Consider the following 22,156-nt stretch of genomic DNA (forward strand, 5'->3'; position numbering starts at 1 on the left):
AACGATGGCTGATCACCATGCCAAGGCAGCGCTGTTCGACCAGTTCGCCCGCGTCGGCAAGGCACTGGGCAACGGCAAGAGGCTCGAACTGCTCGATCTGCTCGCCCAGGGCGAGCGCACCGTGGAGTCGCTGGCCCGCACGGCCCAGCTGGGCACCACCACCGCCTCGGCGCACTTGCAGACCCTCAAGCAAGCGAACCTGGTCACCACCCACCGGGAGGGCACCAAGATCTACTATCGGCTGGCCGGCACCGACGTCGCCGCGCTATACGCACTGGTACGCAACGTGGCCAGCGCCCACCTACCCGACGTAGCCACGGCCAGCACCGCCTACCTCGGCCCCGACGATGCCGAGCACGTCAGCCGCGACGAACTGCTCCAACGCGCCCAAGACGATGACGTGGTCGTGCTCGACGTGCGCCCGCGCGAGGAATACGAGGCCGGACACATCCCCGGCGCGGTCTCGATCCCGCTGGAGGAACTGGCCGGCAAGCTCGACACCATCCCAGCCGACCAGAACGTCGTCGCCTACTGCCGCGGCCGCTACTGCGTGCTCGCCCACGACGCGGTGCGCTTGCTGACCGCCCACGGACGCACCGCCCACCGCCTGGACGACGGGATGCTCGAATGGCGGCTCGCCGACCTGCCCGTAACCACCACCTGACAAGCACCACCCGACCCGCAGCCGCAGCGCGCCCGCTGACGACCGCCTGCCAACGGCAACGCCGCCGAGCACAAACTTCGGTCGACTCAACGCGGAATTGCCGCGACGACCTGCCCATCACCGCTGCCTGATCCACCACTTGCCCTGAAGGGACCAGGATGACCCCCGCGACCGCGGCCGCACTGCACCCTACCCAACGACGCATCCTCACCGTCCTCGTTGCCGCTCAGATCCTCAGCGGGGCGGGACTGGCCGCCGGCATCACCGTCGGCGCCCTGCTAGCCGAGGACATGCTCGACACCACGGGCCTGTCCGGCCTGCCCAGCACCCTGTTCACCGCCGGCTCAGCCGTCGCGGCCGCCCTGATCGGACGCACCTCCCAACGCCGTGGACGCCGCACGGGCCTCGCGGCCGGCTACGCCGCCGGGGCGCTCGGGGCTCTCGGTGTCGTGGTCGCCGCCACCATCGACAACGTCACACTGCTTTTCACCGCCCTGGTCATCTACGGGGCCGGCACCGCCACCAACCTGCAAGCCCGCTACTCCGGCGCCGACCTGGCCACACCCGGCCACCGTGCTCGCGCTCTGAGCACCGTGCTCGTGGCCACCACCCTCGGCGCCGTCGTCGGCCCCAACCTGGTCACCCCGCTGGGCACGCTGGCCCGGTCCTGGAACATCCCACCGCTGGCCGGGCCCTTCCTGCTGGCCGCCATCGCCTACGGCGCCGCCGCAGTCGTGCTGTGGACGCTGCTGCGCCCCGACCCCCTGCTCACCGCGCGCACCCTGGCCGAGCCGGATACACCCCGACCCGGGCACAGCCCCGCAACCCCGAGCTCCTCGGGCGACAACAGGCGGCTTGTGCTGCTCGGCGCGGCGGTGATGGTCGTGGCCCAACTCGTCATGGTCGCGATCATGACGATGACCCCGATCCACATGCAGCACCACGGCCACTCCGTCGGCGCGGCCGGAGCCGTCATCGCCGTGCACATCGCCTCGATGTACCTGCCGTCCCCACTGAGCGGCTTCCTCGTCGACCGCTACGGCCGGATACCCATCGCCGGCGCCTCCGGACTCACCCTGATGGCGGCGGGACTGGTGGCCGCCTTCGCCCCACCGCAGTCGGTCGCGCTGCTGGCGATCGCGCTCGGACTGCTGGGCCTGGGATGGAGCCTCGGACTGGTCAGCGGCACAGCGATCATCACCGACAACACATCGCTGGCCACCCGCGCCAAGACCCAAGGCCTGGTCGACGTCACCATCGCCGTCGCCGGAGCCGGCGGTGGCCTGGCCTCCGGCATGATCGTGGCCACCGGAAGCTACACCCTGCTCTCCCTGGTCGGAGGCATCATCGCGGTGGCCCTGCTGCCGGTCCTCGTGATCGCCACACGTGCCGGTAACAGGGTGCGCCCGCACGACCAGCCGGCGCCCACACCAGCTGACCGTTGAGCAACCAGCACCACTCTGGTCACCACCCGGTCTGGCACGTGTTGAAAACCGATCGTTTCCCAACACGATCACCACGCCAGCAGTCCACACCGCCCGAACCGTCCCGCAAGTGTCGGAAAAACGTGTTGCAAGGACCGAGTGTCCAACAACCCGACCAGGACCGTTTGTCGTACAGTCACGACACCCGTGATCACGAAAGGCACACCGGATGACCAACGACGCCCCGGCCGACCTCATCCTCGACGGCGACCCGCTTGAGGCCATCGGCGGCGGCGCCCGCGTCGGCTACGCCCGCGTGTCCACCACCGAGCAGAGCCTGCGCCGCCAGGTCGACGCCCTCACCGACGCCGGATGCATCCGCGTCTTCGAGGAAAAGCTGTCCGGCAAAAACGCCGAACGCCCCGAGCTGGCCGCCTGCCTGGACTACCTCCGCGACGGCGACACCCTCGTCGTGCTCGAACTCTCCCGGCTCGGCCGCAGCCTCGCCGACCTACTGTCCCTGGTCAGCGGGCTACGTCAACGCGGCATCGGGTTCACCTCACTGCACGAGAACCTCGACACCACCACCCCCGGCGGCAGACTCGTATTCCATGTCTTCGCCGCCCTAGCCGAATTCATCCGCGAACTCATCGCCGACGGCACCCGCGAAGGCCTCGCCGCAGCCCGCGCAGGCGGCGTCCGACTCGGCCGACCACCGGCCATGACCGACGAACAGATCCGCCACGCCCGCGCCCTACTCGCCGAACCCAACACCACCGTGGCCTCCATCGCCCGCCTACTCGGCGTCTCCCGCTCCACGATCTACAAATACGTCCCCGAACTCAGCCCCAACCACTCGGTCGAATCCAGATCTGATCCGCAAGCAGCCCTTACGAGCTAAGCGTTGTTTTCTGCGCGCCTGCTACCGAAACGCCCCAGTGCTCGACCAGCTCGTCCTGATCCAACTCCCGCCCCATGCGCGAATACCGATCACCCGGGCCGAAACGAATGGCGGCTCATGACACGTTCCTTCCCGGCTTCCCGGCTCAGGGCGGTGGGATGCTCACCCCTGTGGACGGTCCGCGGTTCATCCTTCGGGGATACTCCGACGCGCTCCGAAGAACTGACACCGCCCGTCCCCCACCCGAGGTTCCGCCGCACCCCGCCGAACGGGACGCATCGGAGGTCAGGGTGACGTCAGCACCCGGGTGCCCGAGCGGGTCACCGCCACGGTGTGGCCGAACACGCACGCGCGGCTCTCGTCGCCGGTCACCACCGGACCGTCCTCACCGCATCGCAGTCCACCGTCCTGCCCCGCGCAGACCCCGGCCGCGACCGTGAGCACCAACCCCTCCCGCGCCGTGACTCCCGCGTCCCGGTGCCCCGGTCCGGGAATCACGGGGCCTTCCCGCAACGCACGGCCGATGCCGTAACCGCACGAGGTGGGCATCCCGCAGCCGGCGCCACGGACGACCACCCCGATCGCATGACCGACCTCGCCCAACCGATCTCCCGCGATCACCGCACCGACACCGCAGCGCAGCGCCTCGGCGGCCGTGTCCGTCAGCCGCAGGTCCGACTCCGACATCGTGCCCACCACCACACCCACGGCCGACCAGGCACACCACCCGGCGACACTGCCCGCGCACTCCACGGTCAACAGCTGCCCGTCACGCAACCACCCACCCGTGGGAGCGCCGCCGCAGACCACGTCGTCACGCGAAACCGACAGGGCGCGTCGCCCACCACCACTCACCGGCACCGCGGGTGCCGCGCCGTGCTCACCCAGCGAGGACACCGCCCACCGCTCCAGCTCGGCGGGAGACACCCCGGGCCGTACCCGCGCGCTGACCACCTCCAGCGTGGTGGCCACCGCGCGCCCCGCGGCGCGCAGCAGTTCGATCTCGTCACCGTCGCGGAGTTCGACCCGGTGACGCACTCACTCACACCCCCTGCTCGCCGCGGTCGCCACGACGGAACTCGGTGCGCAGCAGGTGGTTCTTCGTCGGCCCGGAAACCCGCCAGCACTGCCACCACGTGTCGACGTCGAGCACGTCGAACTCGCCCCGGTACAGATCGTCCCGACACGGGTGGTTGGTCTCGCAGCGCCCCTCGCGCAGGTCCAACCCGTGGAAGAAGTCACCGTAGTCGAAGTACACCTCGGCCTGGCCCGAACCGGTCACACGGTAGCGCAGTCGGCGAAAGGCCTCCCCCTGGTAGCCGCCGAGCCGCAGCGTGCCCCGCTCCTGGTAGGTCAGCACCTCACCGGCCGGTGTGAACCACGCGGTCCCGGTGAACTCCCCCAGCCGTTCGTGCTCGGTGGACAGAATCTCGCGGCGTAGCGACCACGGCCCCGCAAGGAAATCCTCCAGGTCGAGCACGGGATAGCGCCCCGAACCGCTCAACCGCCCGTCGACCCCCCGACCACCGCGTCCCCGGAGGAGCTCTTCTCCGAGGGCAACAACCCGGACAGGTCGGCGCCGGTGTCGTTGATCCGCAGCACGAACGGTCTCGTCTCGGTGTAGCGCACCACGCTGAACGAGCAGGGATCGACCACGATCCGCTGGAAACCGTCCAGATGCAGCCCCAGCGCGTCGGCCAGGATCCCTTTGATCACGTCTCCGTGGGTGCAGACCAGCCACACCGCCTCGTCGCCGTGCTCGGCCGAGACCCGCGCGTCGTGAGCACGCACCGCGGCCACCGCCCGGGCCTGCACTCCGGCCAGCCCTTCCCCACCGGGAAACACCGCGGCGGAAGGGTGCTGCTGCACCACCCGCCACCGCGGTTCCTCGGCCAGCTCCCGCAACGAGCGCCCGGTCCAGTCACCGTAGTCGACCTCGGTCAGGTCCTGCTCGGTCTCCACAGGGAGATCACGCTGCCCGGCCAGGCCGGACAGCGTGTCGACACACCGCCGCAGCGGGGAGGCGACCAACGCCCGCAGCGGGACCTGCGCGAGCCGGTCCACCAACCCGGCGGCCTGCGCCTGCCCACGGTCGTCCAACCCGATCCCGGACGTGCGACCGGCGAGCGTCCCGGCACCGTTGGCCGCCGAACGAGCATGTCGCAGCAAAATCACCGTCGCCACGGCGCCAGCATACGTGCCGGTCGCGTCACGGCGGTTCAGGCCTGCAGTACCCCGAACGTCAGCAACACGTACACCGCCAAGCCGACGATCACGCGCCACCACACGAACAGGTAGACACTGTGCTTTTCCACGTACCGCAGCAGCCAGGCGATACAGATGTAGCCGACCACCCCGGCCAGGATCGTGGCCACCAGCATCTGTGGCCCGCTGGGCTGCAGCCCTGGCCCGCCCGGGTCGAACACGTGGCCCAGTTCGAGCAGCCCGGCCGCGAACACCGCCGGAATCGCCAGCAGGAAGGAGAACCGAACCGCCGTCGGCCTGTCCAACCCCAACGACAGTCCCGCCGTGATCGTTCCGCCGGACCGGGAAACGCCCGGGACCAGCGCCAACGACTGAGCCAACCCCATGAGCACACCGTCACTCAACCGCAGCTGCGCCTGCCTACGCAGCTGCGGCCCGTACCGCTCGGCCAACCCCAACAGCAGGCCGAACACGATCAACGTCGTGGCGGTGATCCACAGACTCCGCAACGCCCCACGAATGAGGTCCTGGAAAAAGAACCCCAGAATCCCGATGGGAATGCTGCCGACGATGACGTACCACGCCAGCCGGTAATCCCGCGTCCGCCGAATCTCGGCGCTGACCATCCCACGAAACCACGTCGCGACCAGCCGTGCGATGTCGCCGAAGAAATAGATCACCACGGCCAGCTCCGTGCCGATCTGGGTGACCGCCGTGAACGAAGCCCCGGCGTCGGCACTGAAAAACAGCTGCGACACGATCCGCAAATGCCCCGACGAGGAGACGGGCAGGAATTCGGTCAGTCCTTGGACCACCGCAAGCACCACGGCCTGCAACCATGTCAACGAAACCCACTCCAGCACAGTCGAATTTCGCGCTCCACACATCGGAGCGCCGTATCTGCCACCCCTCCCGATCGAAGATCTTGCAGCATGCCCCCAACACCTGAGGGGGCGGCCCCACGGCGAACGAACCCCAGGTCACCGAACCACACCCCGAACACCACCAGTCGTGACGAAACCACCGAAACCGACCCCCGAGCACAACGGAAGCGTGACGCGCACCACCACACGAACGAATTGCGCTGAAACCAACACGAAGCGAAACAACCGTGCCGCGAATACGCTGGACCACCGTGAGACAGCGACAGCTCGGCAACACCGGTCTACGCGTGTCCCAGCTCGCCCTGGGCACCATGAATTGGGGCTACAGCACCGACGCCGAACAGGCGGCCGCCCAACTCGCCACATTCCACGACGCCGGCGGAACCCTCGTCGAAACCTCACCCACCTACCAGCAGGGCCGCGGCGAAACCATCCTCGGCGAACTGTTGGAAACCACCGTCCCGCACGAACGACTCGTCATCGCCACCCAAACCGAAACCCACGCCACCTCCCGAACGGCCCTGCTCGACTCGCTGCACGGCTCACTGCGCCGCCTGCGCACGCAACACATCGACCTGTGGCAACTGCGCGGCTGGGACCCCGGCACTCCGCCGGAGGAAACCCTCGCCACCCTCCACGACGCCGTCAGCAGCGGCAAAGTCCGCTACATCGGGCTGACCCACCAGCACAGCTGGCAGCTGGCCACCCTCGCGGGCCTGCGCCGAACACTGCCCAGCCACCTGCCGCTGGCCAGCGCGCAAACCGAATACTCACTGCTGCGACGCGACCCGGAAGCCCGATTCCTGCCCGCCGCCGAACACCACCACCTGGCCGTGCTCGCCCAAGCCCCCCTGGGGCGAGGCGTGCTCACCGGCAAATACCTCGACGAGACCCCACCCGACTCCCGGGGCGCGGACCCGAACCTGGCGGTCTACGTCGACCACCACCGCACCAACCGCGCCGGACGCATCGCCCACGCCGTCAGCACCGCCGCCGACGGGCTCGGAACCTCCCCCGCCGCCGTCGCCCTGGCCTGGGTCCGCGACCGCCCCGGTGTGGGTGCCCCCGTCCTGGGGACCCGCACCCACGAGCAACTCAAAACCTGCCTCAACTGCGAGGACATCGTCCTTCCCCCCGCCATCCAAGCGGCACTCGACGACGTCAGCGACCCCCGCGCCCAACCCCACACCGCCTGACCCCACACGGCGTGAAGTCGAGCCGGACGGCTTCGGGCGAGTGAGCGGGGACCGTCGTGCCGAGCGCACTGGTGACCGGCACGGTGGCACCAGCCGCACCCCCTGGAAGCCGCCACAGCCCGCCGCGGTTCCACCCAACCCACGGCTGCCCATCCCACCAGACCCCCACCGGTCGCGTCTCTGCTCTGAATACCCGGCCGGTACGACTACCGAAATAATCATGTGCCCGGCCCGCGCATCCGGTTGTAGCGTCCCCGCGTGGGCAGCGCCTCGGAACCGCGACGACGTTCGGCAGTCGTGTCGCACCTGGCTCATACACGGCCCCGGTCGACGATGGTGCTGGGCGCGCTCGGCGTCGCCACCTCGGGTGTGTTCGTCGCCCTGTCCGGCACCTCGCCGAGCACCGCCACGTTTTTCCGGTGTCTGCTCGCACTGCCGCTGGTGTGGCCGCTGAGTCACCGCGAACGGCGCCGCGAAGGCCGACTGCCCTGGCGGGGCGGTGCCGTCGCAGCCGGCGCCGGAGCGCTGTTCGCCGGGGACGCGCTGCTGTGGACGCGGGCGGTCTTCGAAGTCGGTGCCGGGCTGACAGCGGTGCTGGTCAACGCGCAGGTGCTCCTCGTTCCTGCGCTGGCCCTGCTCATCGACCGTGAACCTCTCCCGAACGCCTTCCTGAGAACAGCGCCGCTCATGGCGGCGGGCATCGTGCTCACCGGTGGTGTGTTCGACACCGGCGCTGCCGGCAGCGCCCCGGTGCGGGGAACGATCCACGCGATCCTCGCCGCACTGTGCTACTCGGGGTTCCTGTTCCTGCTGCGTCGCAACGGGCGGGCCGGATGGGCTGTTCAGTCCTACTACGGCGTGCTGGCCTCTGCCGCCATCGTCGCGCTGGTGCTGGGGACGCTGTGGTCAGACATCACAGTGACCCCCGGTTGGTCGGCGCTGGGATGGCTGGGCCTGACCGCGGCGGGAAGCCAGGTCTGCGGCTGGCTCCTGATCGGGTTGGCGAGCCCGCACCTGAACAGCACGACCAGCGCCACCCTGCTCCTGCTCACCCCGGTCGGCGCCCTCGCCCTGGCCGCGCTCGTCCTCGGTGAGCGACCGAGCCCGCTACAACTACTCGGATGCGCCCTGATACTGGCCAGCGCCTACGCGGCATCCGTGCCCAACTCGTCACGGCATCAGCTCACCGGCCTGTTCAGGAGACTGCTCGGCTCCTCATGACGCGCACCTTCGACGACCGTTCGTGACGGAACAGACCGCCGAGGCGGTCGCGGCCCGCCCCCCCCAGCGGCTGCCCGCGACGTCGACGATCAGAGCCAACTGACCGAGAGACACCACATCGGGCAACCACGCTCACCAGAGCGCACCTGAACAACACGACCACCGGAACATCTTCCCAACGGAGACGCCGGCTAGTGGGGAGGCCGGGTCATAAACCACGTGCGCGGACCACCGCTGGGCAGTCGAACGTCAGCGGTGACCACGAAGCCCAGGCGCTGGTAGAACCGCACATTGCCCTCAAGGGAGGTCTCCAGGAAGGCAGCCGCGCCGACGCGGTCGGCTTCCGCCAGACCGGGCCGGATCACCGCGCTGCCCAGGCCGTTGCCCTGACGCTCGGGGTCGACGCCGACCGTGCCGAGAAACCACACCGGCTCCTGCGGCCGGTACGGGGACACCACCCGCTCGGCCTCCTCGGCGAACGGTGCACGGTCACCGGCCAGCTCGGCGAACCTCGGAGCCAGCTCGGCGAAGACGGAACCGACCTCGGTACTGTCGGGAGTGGTCCACACCGAGACCGCCGCGCAGTCATCGGTGACCCACCCTCGGCCGTGCTCCAGACCGATGCGGGCCACGAACAACTCCTGGAACGCCTCCAGACGACGCTGGTGACCATCGGCGGCGATGGTGTGGCGCGTCCACGGGTAGTCGGCGAAGGCACGCCCGAGCGTGCGCACGGCCGCTCCCACATCGGCACGCGTAGCCGGACGCACCGGCGACACCGAACTCAAAAACCGCTCCTCGAAGTAGGCGTCGAACCGGGCAGAACACGACGAAACCGCACCACGGCTGTGCTGGTGACCAAGCAGAAGCGAGCACCGACCGTGATCCACATTCCTGCCAACGCCTTCCCAACGCCACGAGTTCCAGCACCCCCGATCATCCCCACCCCGGATCGAATCAGTTACTCACGGCGGAGCGAAGCCGACGCACCCTCCCGGTGCAGGATCTCGACCGCGCACCGCACCGAGGCAACGACCCTGTCATATGCCCCGAACCCCTGTGCGGGATCCTGGAACGGAACCGTTCCGCCGTGCCCACCAGGGGAGGTCGCCGTTGCGCCGCCTGATCACCGTGTTCCTGGCCGCGGCCGCACTGCTGACCGCCTGCTCCGACGGCAGCGGCTCTCGCCCCCTGCAGGTCACCGACCAACTCACCTCGGCCACACCGGCCCCCGCCCCCGAACCACGAACCGAACCGGCGGGCACGGTCGTACCGGCCCCGGCCGCCCGGCACATCGCCCTTCTGCCCGAACAGCACACCCTCGCCCTGGCCGCCGCCGACCAACCCCGGATCGACCTGTTCGACACCCGAGATCCCCGTCGAACTCCCCGCACCGTCGAACTCCCCGCACCAGCGAGTTCACTACACCCCACCCCAGACGGCGACACACTGCTGGCGGCGCTGCCCCAATCCGACACTGTCGTACGCATCGACCCCCGCAACGCGCGGATCAGCCAGCGCACCGAGGTGCCCGGCAGCCCCGCCGACGTCCTCGACGTCGGCGACCGACTCTTCGTCAGCCGCCCCGGCGAAGACGACGTCGCCATCCTGCGCGACGGACGGATCCAACAACGCGTCGACGGTTTCCCGGGAGCCGATGACCTCGTGCGGCGCGGCTCCACAGTCGTCGTCCTCGACCGGCTCACCACCTCACTGACCCCCATCGAGATCAGTTCCGGCGACAAGCAACCCGCGCTGCGCGCGGGCGAGGGCGCCACCAACGCGGTTGCCGATGACTTCGGACGCGTGCTGGCCATCGACACCCGCGGCGAGGAGATCATGGCCTTCGCCACCGAACCGCTGATCATGAAGCAGCGCTACCCCGTCACCGGCTCCCCCTACGGACTCGCGTTCGCACCCAAGCGCGATCTAGCCTGGGTCACACTGACAGCACGCAACCAGCTCGTCGGCTACGACGTGGTCGGCGGGGAACCACGAGAAGTCCACCGTCTACCCACGGTCAGACAGCCGGAATCGACGGCGGTGAACCCCGCCACCGGGACGGTCTACATCGCCTCGGCAACCGGAGACGGCCTACAGGTGGTGCGAAATTGACCGACACCGACCCCGCGGGAGCGGATCCCGACTGGGAGTACCAACCGCTGCGCCTACCAGCCGGGGTGTCCCGGCTCAGCGCGGCGACCCGACTGAGCATCCACGCGGAGTTCGCCGGCTGGGAGCTCTCCCGCGTCCTGCTGTACTCCGACGGCACCCGCAAGGTGTGGCTGCGCCGCAGGCGCACCACCCCCGGCCTACCTGATCCACTCCCCTGACCACCGGAACGCGTCGGCGAATCACTTCCCCGCCGCCTCTTCACAGACCCAGCACTGGTGCTGCCCCACCCCGCTGAGTCCCGAAGTACGAGTTCGAAGGGTTCAGGGAACCCGATGGAACCACTCCTCGGTGGCGAACTTCTCGGCGACCAACTCCGCGGCGCGGTGTTGTTCCGTGTCGGTGATCCGGTCGTCGACCGAGCCGTAGCGAGAACGGAAACCCTCGGCGAGACGATCGATCACGGCCCCGCGCTCCAGCCCGGTCTGTCGTCGCAGCGGATCGACCCGCTTGACCGCACTGCCGACTCCCTTGTCCGACAACTTCACACCACCGACCCGCAGCACCTGTCCCAGCTTCTCCGCGTCCACGTCGTAGGACATCGTCACGTGGTGCAGCACCGCCCCGGCCGAGACACGTTTCTGCGCGGCACCACCGATCTTGCCTCCGTCTGAGGTGATGTCGTTGAGCGGCTGGTACCACACGTTCAGTCCCAGCTCACGCAGCACCTCCAGCACCCAGTCGTCGAGGAAGGCGTAGGAGTCGGCGAACGACATCCCCGCCACCAACGAGCTCGGCGCGTACAGCGAGTAGGTCACGGTGTTGCCCGGTTCGACGAACATCGCGCCCCCACCGGTGATGCGACGGACCACCTCGATCCCGTAATTCTCGGCCGCGGCCATGTCCACTTCGTTGCGCACCGACTGGAAACTGCCGATGATCACCGAGGGCGCGGCCCACTCCCAGAACCGCAGCGTGGGAGGCCTGTTCCCGCAGGCCACCTCCTCGGCCAGCACCTGGTCCAACGCCATGTGCATCAGCGGGGATCGGGCCGGTTCCCGAACCAGCCGCCACTCGTGGTCCAACCAGCCCGTCGACCCGGTCACGGCACGCCGCACGGCCACCGCGACCGACTCGGGGGTGAACCCCACCATCCGGGCCCGCGGGTCCATCCCTGCCCGGATCAACCCGGTCAACGTCTCGGCGTCCGCGTTCACGGCAGCACCCACCAGCGACCTGTTGAGCTCCTCCAGGGCCTCGTCGGGCTCCAGGAAGAAGTCACCGCTGACGCGGACACGGCTCAACCGTCCGTCAGCGACCTCCACGTCCGCGGCCACCAGCTTGCCGTCCGGAACCTTGTACTCCCCGTGCACCTCACACCTCGCTGCTGCCGTGCCATCATCGAACCGGAAACCAACTCTAGGCAGCGCAACAGCGGTACACGCCCTGGCCCACTCGGCATTGTGAGATGCGGAACGGTCATCCGACGACATTCCTCATTCCGAGGGCGTTTACCCCTGGGACACCCGAATCGGAGTGCGCGGGACACGCCGGGGTCGCATCATGGTCGGATACACCCCTTCCGGTAAGGAGCAGGTCCGTGCATCCCGAACAGAACGAAACGGCACACCCGGCCCCAGCGACCCCCGTGGAGCAGGCACTTCGCACAGCCGCGCGGTGGATACCGCGGCAGAGCGCCTACCATTTCAGCGACACCACCACGATGTGGGAACCGGATGATCGCGAGGAAACTCACTTCATTCGTGGCTATGATTGATGTGTCTTTCGTCGTTTTCGCTGGTTGTGTTGTGATGATGTGTTTTCGTTCAACACTGAAACAACAGTAACCACAAACAGACAAGCACGATGGCGGACTCCAGCTCTGAGAAGAACGGGACCCCGTCAACGGGTCAGCCGACCCCGCGCGTGCTCCGGCACCTCACCCCCCGGTGAGGAAACCTCGAAGGCGGATCACCGCTCCTGCCAGTAAGGAGCACGCAACTTGAACTTCTGCAGCTTTCCCGTGGCGGTACGCGAGAGCTCGTCGCGGAACTCGACCGAGGTGGGGGCTTTGTACCCGGCCGCCCGCTGCTTGCACCAGGCGATGAGCTCTTCCTCGCTCGTTTCGGCCTCCGGGGTGGTCACGACCAGCGCCTTGATGGTCTCACCCCACTTCTCGCTGGGCACTCCGATGACAGCCACCTCGGCGACCGCGGGGTGCGAGAAGAGGACATCCTCCACCTCGATCGAGGAGACGTTCTCGCCTCCGGTGATGATGACGTCTTTCTTTCGGTCACTGATCGTGAGGTAACCGTCCTCCCCGATGGTCCCGCCGTCACCGGTGTGGAACCAACCGTCCCTGAGCACAGCGGCGGTCTCCTCGGGTTGTTCCCAGTAGCTGTCGAGCACGACGTTGGAGCGGGCCAGGACCTCGCCCTCGTTGCCCTCCTCCTCCGAGATCGCGAGCCGCACACCGAGGGCGGGAGCGCCGGCACGGACCAGCTTCGCCGCCCGGTCCTCGCTGGAGAGATCGTCCCACTCCGAACGCGAGCGATTGATGGTCAACAGCGGTGAGGTTTCGGTGAGCCCGTAGATCTGGATGAACTCCCAGCCGAGCTCCTGCTCGACCCGCGCGACCGTCCGCGACGGCGGCGGAGCACCGGCCACGATGATCCGCACCCTGTCACGGCCGGGAATTTCCCCCTCCCAGTTCCGGGCGGCGTCGAGCACGGCGGCGACCACGGTGGGAGCGGCGCACATGACGGTGACACCGTGATCGCGCACACGGCGCAGGATCTCGGTGCCGTCGATCTTGCGGAGGACGATCTGCTTGATTCCGAGACCGGTGGTGGCGAACGGCATCCCCCACCCGTTCGCGTGAAAAGTCGGCAGTGTGTGCAGATAGACATCGCGGTCGGTCAACCCGGCGTGCAGTCCGAACGTCGTCGCGTTGACCCAGATGTTGCGGTGAGTGATCCGAACACCTTTCGGGCGGGCGGTCGTACCCGAGGTGTAGTTGATGCAGGCGGTGGCGTTCTCGTCCGGCTCCCAACGACGCGGCTCGGCACCCACGGAGGCGTAGAGGTCCTCGTCACGACCGAGCGTGTACCGGTACTCCGCCCCTACCTCACCGAGTTCGCCCTCCAGTTCGGGATCGACGTACAGCGCTCGCGCGCCGGAGTGCTCGACGATGTAGCGCACCTCGTCGGGGCGCAGCCGGAAGTTGATGGGCACGAGCACCCGCCCCGACCCCGCCACACCGAAGAACGAGGTCAGCAGCCGCGCGCTGTTGTGGCTGACGACGGCCACTCGCTCCCCCACCCCCACGCCGAGTTCGTCGAGGTGAGCGGCCTGCCTGGCCGCGAGATCGCCGAAGTCGCGATAGGTCAGCTCCCCGAGCGAAGGGGCGGGCTGGTTCGACTCGTCGACGACGCCGACTCGATCGGCGTATACCTGCACGGCGCGATCGATGAAATCGGAGACGCTGAACGGAACGAACACGTGACCTCCACGGCGATGCGGCTCACACCTTCACGGGCAGTGGCGCAGCAGTGTATACGACGGGTCGAGGTCCTTTCCACGGTTCGTGAGTGGAAGTCCTCGTCCACTCGGACGCGGAAGCCCTCCGCCGGGAGCGGGACGGGGACTCCGCCGAACCAGCGGACACCATTCCAGGGCGAGAAACGCCCGGGACCGCTCAGCTACCGCTGAGGAAATCCACGATGACGGCACTGAAGGACGGGTCGCGCACCGCACCCAGGTGATCACCGTCGAGTGTGGCCAGCTCGGCGTGCGGGAGGGCACCGACGAGACGTTCCGGATTCCGTGCCAACCAGTCCTCGGTACCCGCGATCAGCAAGGTCGGCGCGGTGATCGCCTCGAGCGGGATCGGCGTGGCGTGGACCGTCGAGGCCTGCGCGGCCAGCGAGGGGAGATCAGCACCGGTGGCTTCGGCGAACCGCCGGAACTGCCCGGCGGGACCGCTCAGGCACGTCGGATCGTCGCTCGTGAGCGCCACCACGAGCGGCTCGGTCCCCAAGACGCGGGTGTCCACCCCTCCAAGGTCGACGACGGCCTCCCCCACACCCCCCACGACGAGTCGACGAACGCGCCGATCCGATCCGGCCGTGATGAGCGAGACGACCGCGCCCATCGAGTATCCGACGAGATCGACCTCGGTCAGCTCCAGACGATCGAGCAACGTGCGGTGATCGCGGGACATGTTGCGTTCGCCGAAGAACGCCGGGTCATCGCTCTTCTGCGAACCACCGTGCCCCCGGGCATCGACGCCGATGACCCGGCGCCCCGCAGTCAACAGTGCGTCCACGACGCCGGGGGTCACCCAGTTCGAGTCGGTGCTCGCGGCGAATCCGTGCTGGAGCAACACGGGAGGAGCTCCGCCGACGGGTTCCCGTGGGGTCCAGACGTGATAAGCGATGTCGGCACCGTCGAAAGACTCGAGAACCGTCGTCTCCATGTCGCCACTCCTTGCTGCTGCCGGCCTCCGAGTTGATTCCCAACGCTGACCACGATTGTCGAATCAGTCCCGCCGCGAGGAAAGGTCTCTCGGGGACAGCGGCCGAACAGGACACCGTCACAACCAAACGATGCGGTGTCACGGCGATGCGGTGGTGACCGTACCCGCACGACTTCCATGCACCGACACAGTTCACCACCGCTGGTTCTTCGCACACCGACAGCACACGGCCTTACCGCTCGCGGTGACCACCGGGCGGGCGGGTGAGCATGTCCCGAATGTCGCCTAGGGAACGCACCCCCTTGGTCAACAGCAGGATGTAGACGGGCGTGAGCAGTGCCGCGATTCCCGCGGCGACGACGGCGATCACTGTCTCGGCGCTCATGTACGCACCTCCTTAGTTGTGCTAGCGATACTAGCACAAATTGTGCTAATGTCACTAGCTATGGAGCTCCACTTGGACCCCGACCTCGGTGCCACGCTGCACGAACAGATCACCGGTGTGGTTCGCCGTGCGATCAGTGAGGGTTCCCTCGCTCCGGGAGAACGTCTTCCCACCGCACGCGAGCTGGCCAAGCGACTCCAGGTCAACCTCAACACTGTCCTGCGGGCCTATCGCGAACTGGCGAACGAGGAGCTGATCGAACTACGCAGAGGACACGGAGCCACAGTGCTGGCGGAACCCGACCTCGCTCGGCTCTACCGACTGGCCGACGAATTGCTGGCCGAAGCGGCCCGTATGGGGGTCACCAGAGGAGAGCTGGCAGCGCTGCTCGCCCGCCGGTCGTGACCCCGAACCACCACCTCGGAGGAGAGTCGGTGTCGACCTCGGCAGGAGGGAGACCCACACGCGATCCCGTTCGAAACGGTGGACAGCGAGCCCACAGCCGTTTCGAGGACCGCGCGGAAACGGTCCATGATACCGCGCACGCGTGACAGACTGGGATCATGCACGATTTCGTGATCCGTGCCGAGGATCCCGCCACCGCGGAAGTGAGAGAGCTGCTCGACCGGCACCTGACGTTCACCAGGGAAAACAGTCCTCCTGAAGAATGCTACGCACTCGATGAGAACGGACTCGACGCGGAGGACGTCTTCGTCTTCGGACTGCGCGAGGAGGGCGAACTGCTCGGCATCGGCGCCCTCAAACGGATCGGACCGCGCCATGCGGAGCTCAAATCCATGCACACCGCCGAAGCCGCCCGTAAACGAGGAGTGGGGCGAGCCATGCTGGACCAGCTCTTCGTCTGGGCGAGCGAGAGCGGCTATTCGCGGATCAGCCTGGAGACCGGGACGGCGAAGGCTTTCGAATCCGCTCGACGGCTCTACGAATCAGCCGGGTTCCGGAGCTGCGAACCGTTCGGGAACTACGTTTCCAGCCCCAACAGTGTCTACATGACCCGGAAGTTGTGATCGCTGTCCATCGCTGGGAATCGTGCGGGGTTGTGTCGTTGGTGGTTGACTCCGTTCAGCACTGAAACCACGAATCGCCTCCCGGCGCCCCGAACAGCGGCCATCACCGAAGCACCGCGGAAGGAGCTCCGATGTCGACACTGATGGTGGACTTCATCGTTTCGCTCGACGGCCACGCCGCCGCGGACGGCTGGCCCGGCTACTGGGGCATGGCGGGCCCCGAGTACCTCACCTGGGTCGCAGGAGGAGCCGAGCACGAGCACACCGCCCTCATGGGGGCGAGGACGTACCGACTGATGTCCGAGCTCGCCTCCGAGCTGCCCGACGATCCCGGCATCGCCGCGCTGACCACAATTCCCAAGGTGGTGTTCTCCTCCACGCTGGAAGCACCGCTGTCATGGCCCAACAGCGAGCTGGTCGACGGGGACGCCGCCGAAGCCGTGCGGGAGCTGAAGCGGCACGACTCGCGTCCGCTGCGCACCATCGGCAGTCTCAGCCTGTGCCGATCACTGCTCACGGCCGGTGTCGTGGACCGCTTCCGGGTGGTCGTCTTCCCAGTCATCACCGGCGCCACCGGCAAGGACCGCGTCTTCGACGGCTACCCCGACATCGCTCTCGACCTGGTCGACAGTCGCACGTTCGACAGCCGGATCCAACTGCTCGAATACATCCCCACCGTGCTCGAAGAGCCTCCCGGTATCGACTGAGCCGCGGTGTCTGGTCTTTTGTGTTGTTCATGTCTTTTTCGTGAGGGTGTGAGATGCTTCAGTTATTTATTTCATTCAATACTGAAACAATAGATAAAATTTAACCATTGACCCCTACCGATCAGAACTCGTACACGACGGAGAACCGCTCACACCGAGGTTCCCCCGATCTCACGCAGCGCGCGCTCCACCCTGTCACGTACATCGTGCGTCGACTTCGACGTGCGGACGACACCGACGACGACCTCCTCGGTCCCGTCCGACTCCTCCGGAGGAGCTCCACTCGCCTCTTCGACCGCGACCTCGCGCAACGCTTCCCGCAACGCGGCGCGCGCGTCGAACCCTCCCCCGCTTTTCAACCAGCGACGCAGCACGTGGTTGTGCGTGGCGACCACGGTGGCGGCGGTGACGGCCGCCCGCAGCTCCGCCCCGGGCAGCTCGGCGAACCGCTGCCGCAGGTAACGCGCGAAGACCCGCTGGTAGCGGTCGATGCTGACGATCTCGCGATCCCGCAGCGAAGGCACCTGCCTGGTCAGCTCGAAACGCTTCAGCGAAACCTCGGGATCGGCCAGGTACATCTCCAGCACCGTCTCGGCGGTGCGGCACACCACCGCCATCGGCGACTCGGACTCCCCCGCCTGTTCGAGCTCCCGGACGACACCGGCGAGGCGCTCGTCGTGGTCGGGGAACACCACTTCTTCCTTGGAACGGAAGTGGCGGAAGAAGGTGCGCCGCCCCACCCCCACCGCGGTCACGATGTCCTCGACCGTGGTGGCTTCGTAGCCCTTGGCCGCGAACAGGTCCAGCGCCGCGACGGCGAGCGCGCCGCGCAGCTGACGCCGCCCGTCCGCCGTACGACCGGTGCGCTGCTTGGCATCGCCGGAGCTCGCCTCTGTCATGCCGGGAATGTAACAGGCCACGATTGCCGATGGCACTTAGTGCCGTTAGCATCACGTGCACACCACACATCGCGGCACTCGATGCCGATTTCGATGTGCTCGACGAAGACACCGCAGGAGCTCGGCTACGGCCGTGCCACGTACCAGGAGGACCCTCGTGGATTCGAGCTTCGACACCTACCAGCTCTCCGAGGAGCACGAAGCGCTCCGGGAAGCTGTCCGGGCGCTCTCGGAGAAGGAGATCGCACCGTACGCCGCAGAGTGCGACGAGCAGGAACGCTACCCGAGGGAAGCCTTCCACGCGCTGTCGAAGTCGGGGTTCGCCGGTGTCCACGTCCCCGAGGCCTACGGCGGACAGGGCGCCGACTCGGTCGCGACCTGCATCGTCATCGAGGAGGTCGCCAGGGTATGCGCCTCCTCCTCGCTGATCCCGGCGGTGAACAAGCTCGGTACCATGCCGATCCTGCTCTCGGCCTCCGAGGAGCTCAAGCACAAGGTGCTGCCGTCCATCGCGGCCGGTGAGTGCACCGCCTCCTACGCGCTTTCCGAACGAGAGGCGGGTTCGGACGCGGCCTCGATGAAGACGCGGGCACGCCGGGACGGCGACGACTGGGTGATCAACGGGACCAAGTGCTGGATCACCAACGGTGGGGAGTCCAGCTGGTACACGGTAATGGCCGTCACCGATCCGGACAAGGGCCCGAACGGCATCAGCGCCTTCGTGGTCCACTCCGACGATCCCGGCTTCGAGGTCGGGGGCAAGGAGAAGAAGCTGGGGATCAAGGGGTCGCCGACCACCGAGCTCCACTTCAACGACTGCACCGTGCCGGGGGATCGGATCATCGGCGAGCCCGGCACCGGTTTCAAGACCGCGCTGCGCACCCTCGACCACACCCGCCCCACGATCGGAGCGCAGGCCCTGGGGATCGCCCAGGGGGCACTCGACGCCGCCGTGGACTACGTGAAGGAACGCAAGCAGTTCGGCCAGGCCATCGCCGATTTCCAGGGTGTGCAGTTCATGCTGGCCGACATGGCGATGAAGATCGAGGCCGCTCGACACATGATCTACGTCTCGGCTGCTCGCGCCGAACGCGAAGAGGGCAATCTCGGTTTCATCTCCGCCGCGGCGAAGTGCTACGCCTCGGATGTGGCCATGGAGGTCACCACCAACGCCGTGCAGCTGTTCGGCGGGGCGGGTTACACCCGCGACTTCCCCGTCGAACGCATGATGCGCGATGCCAAGATCACCCAGATCTACGAGGGCACCAACCAGATCCAACGCATGGTGATGGCCCGCTCACTGCTGAAGTGACAGCTCCGGGGGTCCGGTAGCCGCCGCTGACCGGCAGCGTCCCGTGCTCGGCGATCGGCGCCGTGCCTGGCCCGCTCGGGCAGCGCGTCAGCAGCGCGCCCACGTGCGTCGATCGCCCCGCTGCCGTTGTCGGGCGCTGTACCGGCAGGAGGGTTCCGTGCGCGGAGGGTGGGGCGTACCGCTCCGCGCACCACGCGTCACCCGAGTCGACCGGGAGACCGGCCCACCGCCGACGCCCCCGTTCGCCTGTTCGGAGGCACATCCGGTGAGCGCGTGGTCCGATCTTCGGTACCTGTCGCGGCAGCAGCCGAGGAGGTTGCGCGAATCCGTCTCCGGAACAGGGCTTACCACAGCGAGGGAAGACAGAGGGACTAGCCTCGCCGGAGTTGCGCGTCGACGAACTCGTCGATCTTGTCGTGGACGCGCCACAGCCCCCACGCCCAGCCCCACTGGTCCATCCCGGACAGTTCCCCTCCACCGCCGAGGAACCTCGCCCACACCTCCTGGGACCAGAACCGCTCGGCCGGTCCGAACTCCAGCACCACCCAGTCCCCCAGCTTCTCCGGCGCCAGCGCGTCACCTCCACCGCGTTTCACCCGACCGGGACGGTAGCGGCTCCAACCACTGGAGGGCCCCGCCAGCCTCGCGAATCCGTAGAACAGCCCCCGCAGTTCCCCCACCGCGCAGTCCACTCCGCCGCGGCGCCAGCTGTCCAACACTCGCACCTCGGCCGGAAGATCCTGCGAGAAAGCCCGAGAACCCGCCATCACCCCTCCCCCGAATGCGCTGGAACGACATCCCCCGTTCGGGCCAGTATGCGGTCGGACGGCCACGCTCGCACCGGAAGTTTTCCACCCGAATCGTGAGGTTGAGCGTTTTCGAAACCGCACCCGGGACAGTGCTTCGTTACCGTTTACCCAGCCGGTTTCGGCGAGGCTCGAACAGCCGCACTTCAGCCGGGGGGAGCTCCGTGGTCGAGCAGCGACAGCGTCCACCGCGTGGGCGAACGCCGTCACTGGGCAGGGCCAGCGGCGCGATGGCCGTGGCCACCATGGTCAGCAGGCTCAGCGGGCTGTTCGCCAAGATGCTGCTGGTCTGGGTGCTGGGCCTGGGAATGATCAACGACTCCTACACCGTGGCCAACACCCTGCCGACCGTGGTCAACGAGCTGCTGCTGGGAGGGGTGCTCACGAGCGTGGCCGTCCCGCTGCTGGTGAGCGCGCGGCAGAACAGCGAGGAGGAGGGCGAGTCCTACGCGCAGTGGATGATCACGATGGGCGTGGTTCTGCTGCTCGCGGCCACGGTGTTGGCGGTGCTGGCCGCTCCCCTGCTGACCGAGCTCTACCTCGGGCCCCACACCCGGGCCAACCGTGAACTGACCACGGCCTTCGCCTACCTGCTGCTTCCCGGGATCGTGTTCTACGGCCTGTCGGCACTGCTGATGGCCATCCTGAACGTGCGGCAGGTGTTCGGGCCACCGGCCTGGGCACCGGTGATGAACAACGTGGTGATCATCGCCACCGTGGCCGTGTACTCGGTGCTCCCGGGAGAGATCTCGGCCGATCCGGTGCGCATGGGGCAGGCGAAGTTGTTGGTCCTGGGCGTCGGCACGATGCTCGGGATAGCCGCCCAGAGCTCGGTGATGGTGCTCTCGCTGCGCCGAACCGGTTTCCGGTTCCGCTGGCGCTGGGGGTGGGACCGACGACTGGCCGAATTCGGGGCGCTGGCGGGCTGGGTGGTGCTCTACACCGTGGTCAGCCAGATCGGCATGATCGTGGCGATCCGAGTGGCTGGCCAGGGCACCCCCGGCAGCGTGGCCACCTTCCACTACGCGTGGCTGCTCTCGCAGGTGCCCTACGGCGTGCTGGGAGTTTCGCTGCTGCAGGCGCTCATGCCGCGGATCAGCCGTTCGGTGGCCCAGGGGGACACCGAGAGCTTCGTCCGCGACGTCGGACTGGGATCACGGTTGAGCGCGGTCCTGCTCATGCCGGTGAGCGCGCTCATGCTCACGGCTGGCTCCGCCATCGGGGTGGCGTTCTTCTCGCTCGGCCAGGGCAGTGTCGGCGCCGCGGACCGGCTCGGCGTCACACTGGGAGTGGCCTCCGCCGGGATCGTGCCGTTCGCGATCACGATGCTGCAGCTGCGGGCGTTCTACGCGATGAAGGACGCGAGAACCCCCATGCTGATCAACGTGATCATGGTCGTGTTCCGTACCGCGGTGTGCTACACGCTGCTGGTGTGGTTGGACCCGCGCCAGCTGGTGGTGGGCGTGGCGCTGTCCATGTCGCTGAGCTTCTTCGTGGGCGCGGTGGTGGGTCAGTGCTGGCTGTACCACCGCTTGGGACGGATGCAGACCCGGCGAACGCTGGTCGGGGTCGGCTGGTCGCTGCTGGCCTCGTCGATCGGATGCGGCTGCGCCTTCGCCGCGTGGTACGCGCTGCGGGAGCGCTTGAGCGGCTTCGGCGAGGTGGCCACGGCATGGATGAGCCTGGGGGTGCACGGCACGCTCGTGCTCGGGCTCGGCTTCGGGGTGATGCTGCTGTTGCCGATACCGGAGATGGGCATGATCCGGCAACGGCTGCGCGGGTTGCTGAGCTGATTCTGATCGCCGCCCCCGCTGTTGCCACGCCGGGGAGGCGGTGCGGCATTCCAAGCGGGCACACTCCTCGGCGGTAGTTGCCCCCCTCGAACGCATCGCCACAGCGGACTCCCGGCGAAAAACGACGGTTCCCGACGCGTTC

23 protein-coding genes are annotated in these 22,156 nt (G+C 67.8%); 12 read left to right on the forward strand and 11 right to left on the reverse strand.

All coding sequences use genetic code 11. The annotated features are described in order from the left end of the window. The first annotated feature begins 4 nt into the window (after positions 1-4). The 3 genes from BLQ75_RS05195 (at position 5) to BLQ75_RS05205 (ending at position 2,989) form a co-directional block, all read left to right on the forward strand. The gene (locus tag BLQ75_RS05195; RefSeq protein ID WP_092598625.1) at positions 5-664 is read left to right on the forward strand and encodes an ArsR/SmtB family transcription factor; all 660 of its coding nucleotides are present in this window, start codon (positions 5-7) and stop codon (positions 662-664) included. A gap of 158 nt (positions 665-822) precedes the next feature. Next, positions 823-2,109, forward strand: a complete 1,287-nt coding sequence (locus tag BLQ75_RS05200; RefSeq protein ID WP_092598628.1) for an MFS transporter — start codon at positions 823-825, stop codon at positions 2,107-2,109. Positions 2,110-2,317: 208 nt separating this feature from the next. Continuing rightward, positions 2,318-2,989: a recombinase family protein gene (locus tag BLQ75_RS05205; RefSeq protein WP_092598631.1), complete on the forward strand. Its 672-nt coding sequence runs from the start codon at positions 2,318-2,320 to the stop codon at positions 2,987-2,989. 285 nt (positions 2,990-3,274) lie between these two features. On the opposite strand, the gene BLQ75_RS05210 is transcribed toward BLQ75_RS05205, so the two are convergent. Genes BLQ75_RS05210 through BLQ75_RS05225 form a run of 4 tightly spaced genes read right to left on the reverse strand, consistent with a single transcriptional unit; the run spans position 3,275 to position 6,081 of the window. Next, positions 3,275-4,027, reverse strand: coding sequence for a M24 family metallopeptidase (locus BLQ75_RS05210; RefSeq protein WP_092598634.1), 753 nt, complete (start codon positions 4,025-4,027; stop codon positions 3,275-3,277). 4 nt (positions 4,028-4,031) lie between these two features. Continuing rightward, on the reverse strand, positions 4,032-4,493 hold the full coding sequence (locus BLQ75_RS05215; RefSeq protein WP_092598636.1) for a DUF6314 family protein: 462 nt from the start codon (positions 4,491-4,493) through the stop codon (positions 4,032-4,034). Further along, entirely contained in the window at positions 4,490-5,173 is a 684-nt protein-coding gene (locus BLQ75_RS05220) for a histidine phosphatase family protein (protein ID WP_092598638.1), read from the reverse strand. Before BLQ75_RS05220 ends, BLQ75_RS05215 begins: the two co-directional genes overlap by 4 nt. Before the next feature lie 35 nt (positions 5,174-5,208). Further along, a complete protein-coding gene (locus BLQ75_RS05225) occupies positions 5,209-6,081 on the reverse strand; it encodes an undecaprenyl-diphosphate phosphatase (RefSeq protein WP_092598641.1) in 873 nt (290 codons plus the stop codon). A gap of 248 nt (positions 6,082-6,329) precedes the next feature. Between BLQ75_RS05225 and BLQ75_RS05230 the strand changes: the two genes are divergently transcribed. Beyond that, the gene (locus BLQ75_RS05230; RefSeq protein ID WP_092599590.1) at positions 6,330-7,274 is read left to right on the forward strand and encodes an aldo/keto reductase; all 945 of its coding nucleotides are present in this window, start codon (positions 6,330-6,332) and stop codon (positions 7,272-7,274) included. Between the two features lie 258 nt (positions 7,275-7,532). Next, entirely contained in the window at positions 7,533-8,495 is a 963-nt protein-coding gene (locus tag BLQ75_RS05235; protein ID WP_244515250.1) for a DMT family transporter, read from the forward strand. Between the two features lie 191 nt (positions 8,496-8,686). Here BLQ75_RS05235 and BLQ75_RS05240 read toward each other — a convergent pair whose 3' ends face one another. Then, positions 8,687-9,283: a GNAT family N-acetyltransferase gene (locus BLQ75_RS05240; protein WP_092598647.1), complete on the reverse strand. Its 597-nt coding sequence runs from the start codon at positions 9,281-9,283 to the stop codon at positions 8,687-8,689. 325 nt (positions 9,284-9,608) lie between these two features. Here BLQ75_RS05240 and BLQ75_RS05245 point away from each other — a divergent pair, with 325 nt between their 5' ends. After that, entirely contained in the window at positions 9,609-10,610 is a 1,002-nt protein-coding gene (locus tag BLQ75_RS05245; RefSeq protein WP_092598650.1) for a YncE family protein, read from the forward strand. Beyond that, positions 10,607-10,828: a DUF5703 family protein gene (locus tag BLQ75_RS05250; RefSeq protein WP_092598653.1), complete on the forward strand. Its 222-nt coding sequence runs from the start codon at positions 10,607-10,609 to the stop codon at positions 10,826-10,828. The genes BLQ75_RS05245 and BLQ75_RS05250 overlap by 4 nt, the downstream gene beginning before the upstream one ends. A gap of 102 nt (positions 10,829-10,930) precedes the next feature. Here the strand turns inward: BLQ75_RS05250 and lplAB are convergent, their stop codons facing one another. The 4 genes from lplAB to BLQ75_RS23355 form a co-directional block, all read right to left on the reverse strand. Then, a complete protein-coding gene (gene lplAB / locus BLQ75_RS05255; RefSeq protein WP_092598656.1) occupies positions 10,931-11,980 on the reverse strand; it encodes a lipoate-protein ligase LplAB in 1,050 nt (349 codons plus the stop codon). A gap of 598 nt (positions 11,981-12,578) precedes the next feature. Further along, the gene (locus BLQ75_RS05260; RefSeq protein WP_092598659.1) at positions 12,579-14,108 is read right to left on the reverse strand and encodes an AMP-binding protein; all 1,530 of its coding nucleotides are present in this window, start codon (positions 14,106-14,108) and stop codon (positions 12,579-12,581) included. Positions 14,109-14,304: 196 nt separating this feature from the next. After that, positions 14,305-15,084, reverse strand: a complete 780-nt coding sequence (locus BLQ75_RS05265; RefSeq protein WP_092598662.1) for an alpha/beta fold hydrolase — start codon at positions 15,082-15,084, stop codon at positions 14,305-14,307. 232 nt (positions 15,085-15,316) lie between these two features. Continuing rightward, the gene (locus BLQ75_RS23355; RefSeq protein WP_154670709.1) at positions 15,317-15,469 is read right to left on the reverse strand and encodes a hypothetical protein; all 153 of its coding nucleotides are present in this window, start codon (positions 15,467-15,469) and stop codon (positions 15,317-15,319) included. Positions 15,470-15,517: 48 nt separating this feature from the next. Between BLQ75_RS23355 and BLQ75_RS05270 the strand changes: the two genes are divergently transcribed. The 3 genes from BLQ75_RS05270 to BLQ75_RS05280 all read left to right on the forward strand — a co-directional run bounded on the left by BLQ75_RS05270 (position 15,518) and on the right by BLQ75_RS05280 (position 17,204). Beyond that, positions 15,518-15,874: a GntR family transcriptional regulator gene (locus BLQ75_RS05270; protein WP_244515251.1), complete on the forward strand. Its 357-nt coding sequence runs from the start codon at positions 15,518-15,520 to the stop codon at positions 15,872-15,874. A gap of 158 nt (positions 15,875-16,032) precedes the next feature. Then, entirely contained in the window at positions 16,033-16,497 is a 465-nt protein-coding gene (locus tag BLQ75_RS05275; RefSeq protein ID WP_092598668.1) for a GNAT family N-acetyltransferase, read from the forward strand. A 131-nt stretch (positions 16,498-16,628) separates the two neighbouring features. Next, the gene (locus BLQ75_RS05280; RefSeq protein WP_092598670.1) at positions 16,629-17,204 is read left to right on the forward strand and encodes a dihydrofolate reductase family protein; all 576 of its coding nucleotides are present in this window, start codon (positions 16,629-16,631) and stop codon (positions 17,202-17,204) included. Between the two features lie 149 nt (positions 17,205-17,353). On the opposite strand, the gene BLQ75_RS05285 is transcribed toward BLQ75_RS05280, so the two are convergent. Beyond that, on the reverse strand, positions 17,354-18,103 hold the full coding sequence (locus tag BLQ75_RS05285; protein WP_092598673.1) for a TetR family transcriptional regulator: 750 nt from the start codon (positions 18,101-18,103) through the stop codon (positions 17,354-17,356). A gap of 157 nt (positions 18,104-18,260) precedes the next feature. Here BLQ75_RS05285 and BLQ75_RS05290 point away from each other — a divergent pair, with 157 nt between their 5' ends. After that, on the forward strand, positions 18,261-19,415 hold the full coding sequence (locus BLQ75_RS05290) for an acyl-CoA dehydrogenase (RefSeq protein ID WP_092598676.1): 1,155 nt from the start codon (positions 18,261-18,263) through the stop codon (positions 19,413-19,415). 371 nt (positions 19,416-19,786) lie between these two features. Here the strand turns inward: BLQ75_RS05290 and BLQ75_RS05295 are convergent, their stop codons facing one another. Beyond that, entirely contained in the window at positions 19,787-20,182 is a 396-nt protein-coding gene (locus tag BLQ75_RS05295) for a hypothetical protein (protein ID WP_092598679.1), read from the reverse strand. A gap of 203 nt (positions 20,183-20,385) precedes the next feature. On the opposite strand from BLQ75_RS05295, the gene murJ reads away from it, so the two are divergent. Then, on the forward strand, positions 20,386-22,014 hold the full coding sequence (gene murJ / locus BLQ75_RS05300) for a murein biosynthesis integral membrane protein MurJ (RefSeq protein WP_092598683.1): 1,629 nt from the start codon (positions 20,386-20,388) through the stop codon (positions 22,012-22,014). Positions 22,015-22,156: the final 142 nt, after the last annotated feature.

The organism is Actinopolyspora xinjiangensis (genome assembly GCF_900104475.1).
Classification (GTDB): domain Bacteria; phylum Actinomycetota; class Actinomycetes; order Mycobacteriales; family Pseudonocardiaceae; genus Actinopolyspora; species Actinopolyspora xinjiangensis.

Coding starts and splice junctions, on each gene's coding strand:
- BLQ75_RS23355 (WP_154670709.1), bottom strand. CDS start 15,469: ATGAGCGCCGAGACAGTGATCGCCGTCGTCGCCGCGGGAATCGCGGCA.
- BLQ75_RS05270 (WP_244515251.1), top strand. CDS start 15,518: ATGTCACTAGCTATGGAGCTCCACTTGGACCCCGACCTCGGTGCCACG.
- BLQ75_RS05280 (WP_092598670.1), top strand. CDS start 16,629: ATGTCGACACTGATGGTGGACTTCATCGTTTCGCTCGACGGCCACGCC.
- BLQ75_RS05265 (WP_092598662.1), bottom strand. CDS start 15,084: ATGGAGACGACGGTTCTCGAGTCTTTCGACGGTGCCGACATCGCTTAT.
- BLQ75_RS05200 (WP_092598628.1), top strand. CDS start 823: ATGACCCCCGCGACCGCGGCCGCACTGCACCCTACCCAACGACGCATC.
- BLQ75_RS05195 (WP_092598625.1), top strand. CDS start 5: ATGGCTGATCACCATGCCAAGGCAGCGCTGTTCGACCAGTTCGCCCGC.
- BLQ75_RS05295 (WP_092598679.1), bottom strand. CDS start 20,182: ATGGCGGGTTCTCGGGCTTTCTCGCAGGATCTTCCGGCCGAGGTGCGA.
- BLQ75_RS05275 (WP_092598668.1), top strand. CDS start 16,033: ATGCACGATTTCGTGATCCGTGCCGAGGATCCCGCCACCGCGGAAGTG.
- BLQ75_RS05285 (WP_092598673.1), bottom strand. CDS start 18,103: ATGACAGAGGCGAGCTCCGGCGATGCCAAGCAGCGCACCGGTCGTACG.
- BLQ75_RS05225 (WP_092598641.1), bottom strand. CDS start 6,081: ATGTGTGGAGCGCGAAATTCGACTGTGCTGGAGTGGGTTTCGTTGACA.
- BLQ75_RS05205 (WP_092598631.1), top strand. CDS start 2,318: ATGACCAACGACGCCCCGGCCGACCTCATCCTCGACGGCGACCCGCTT.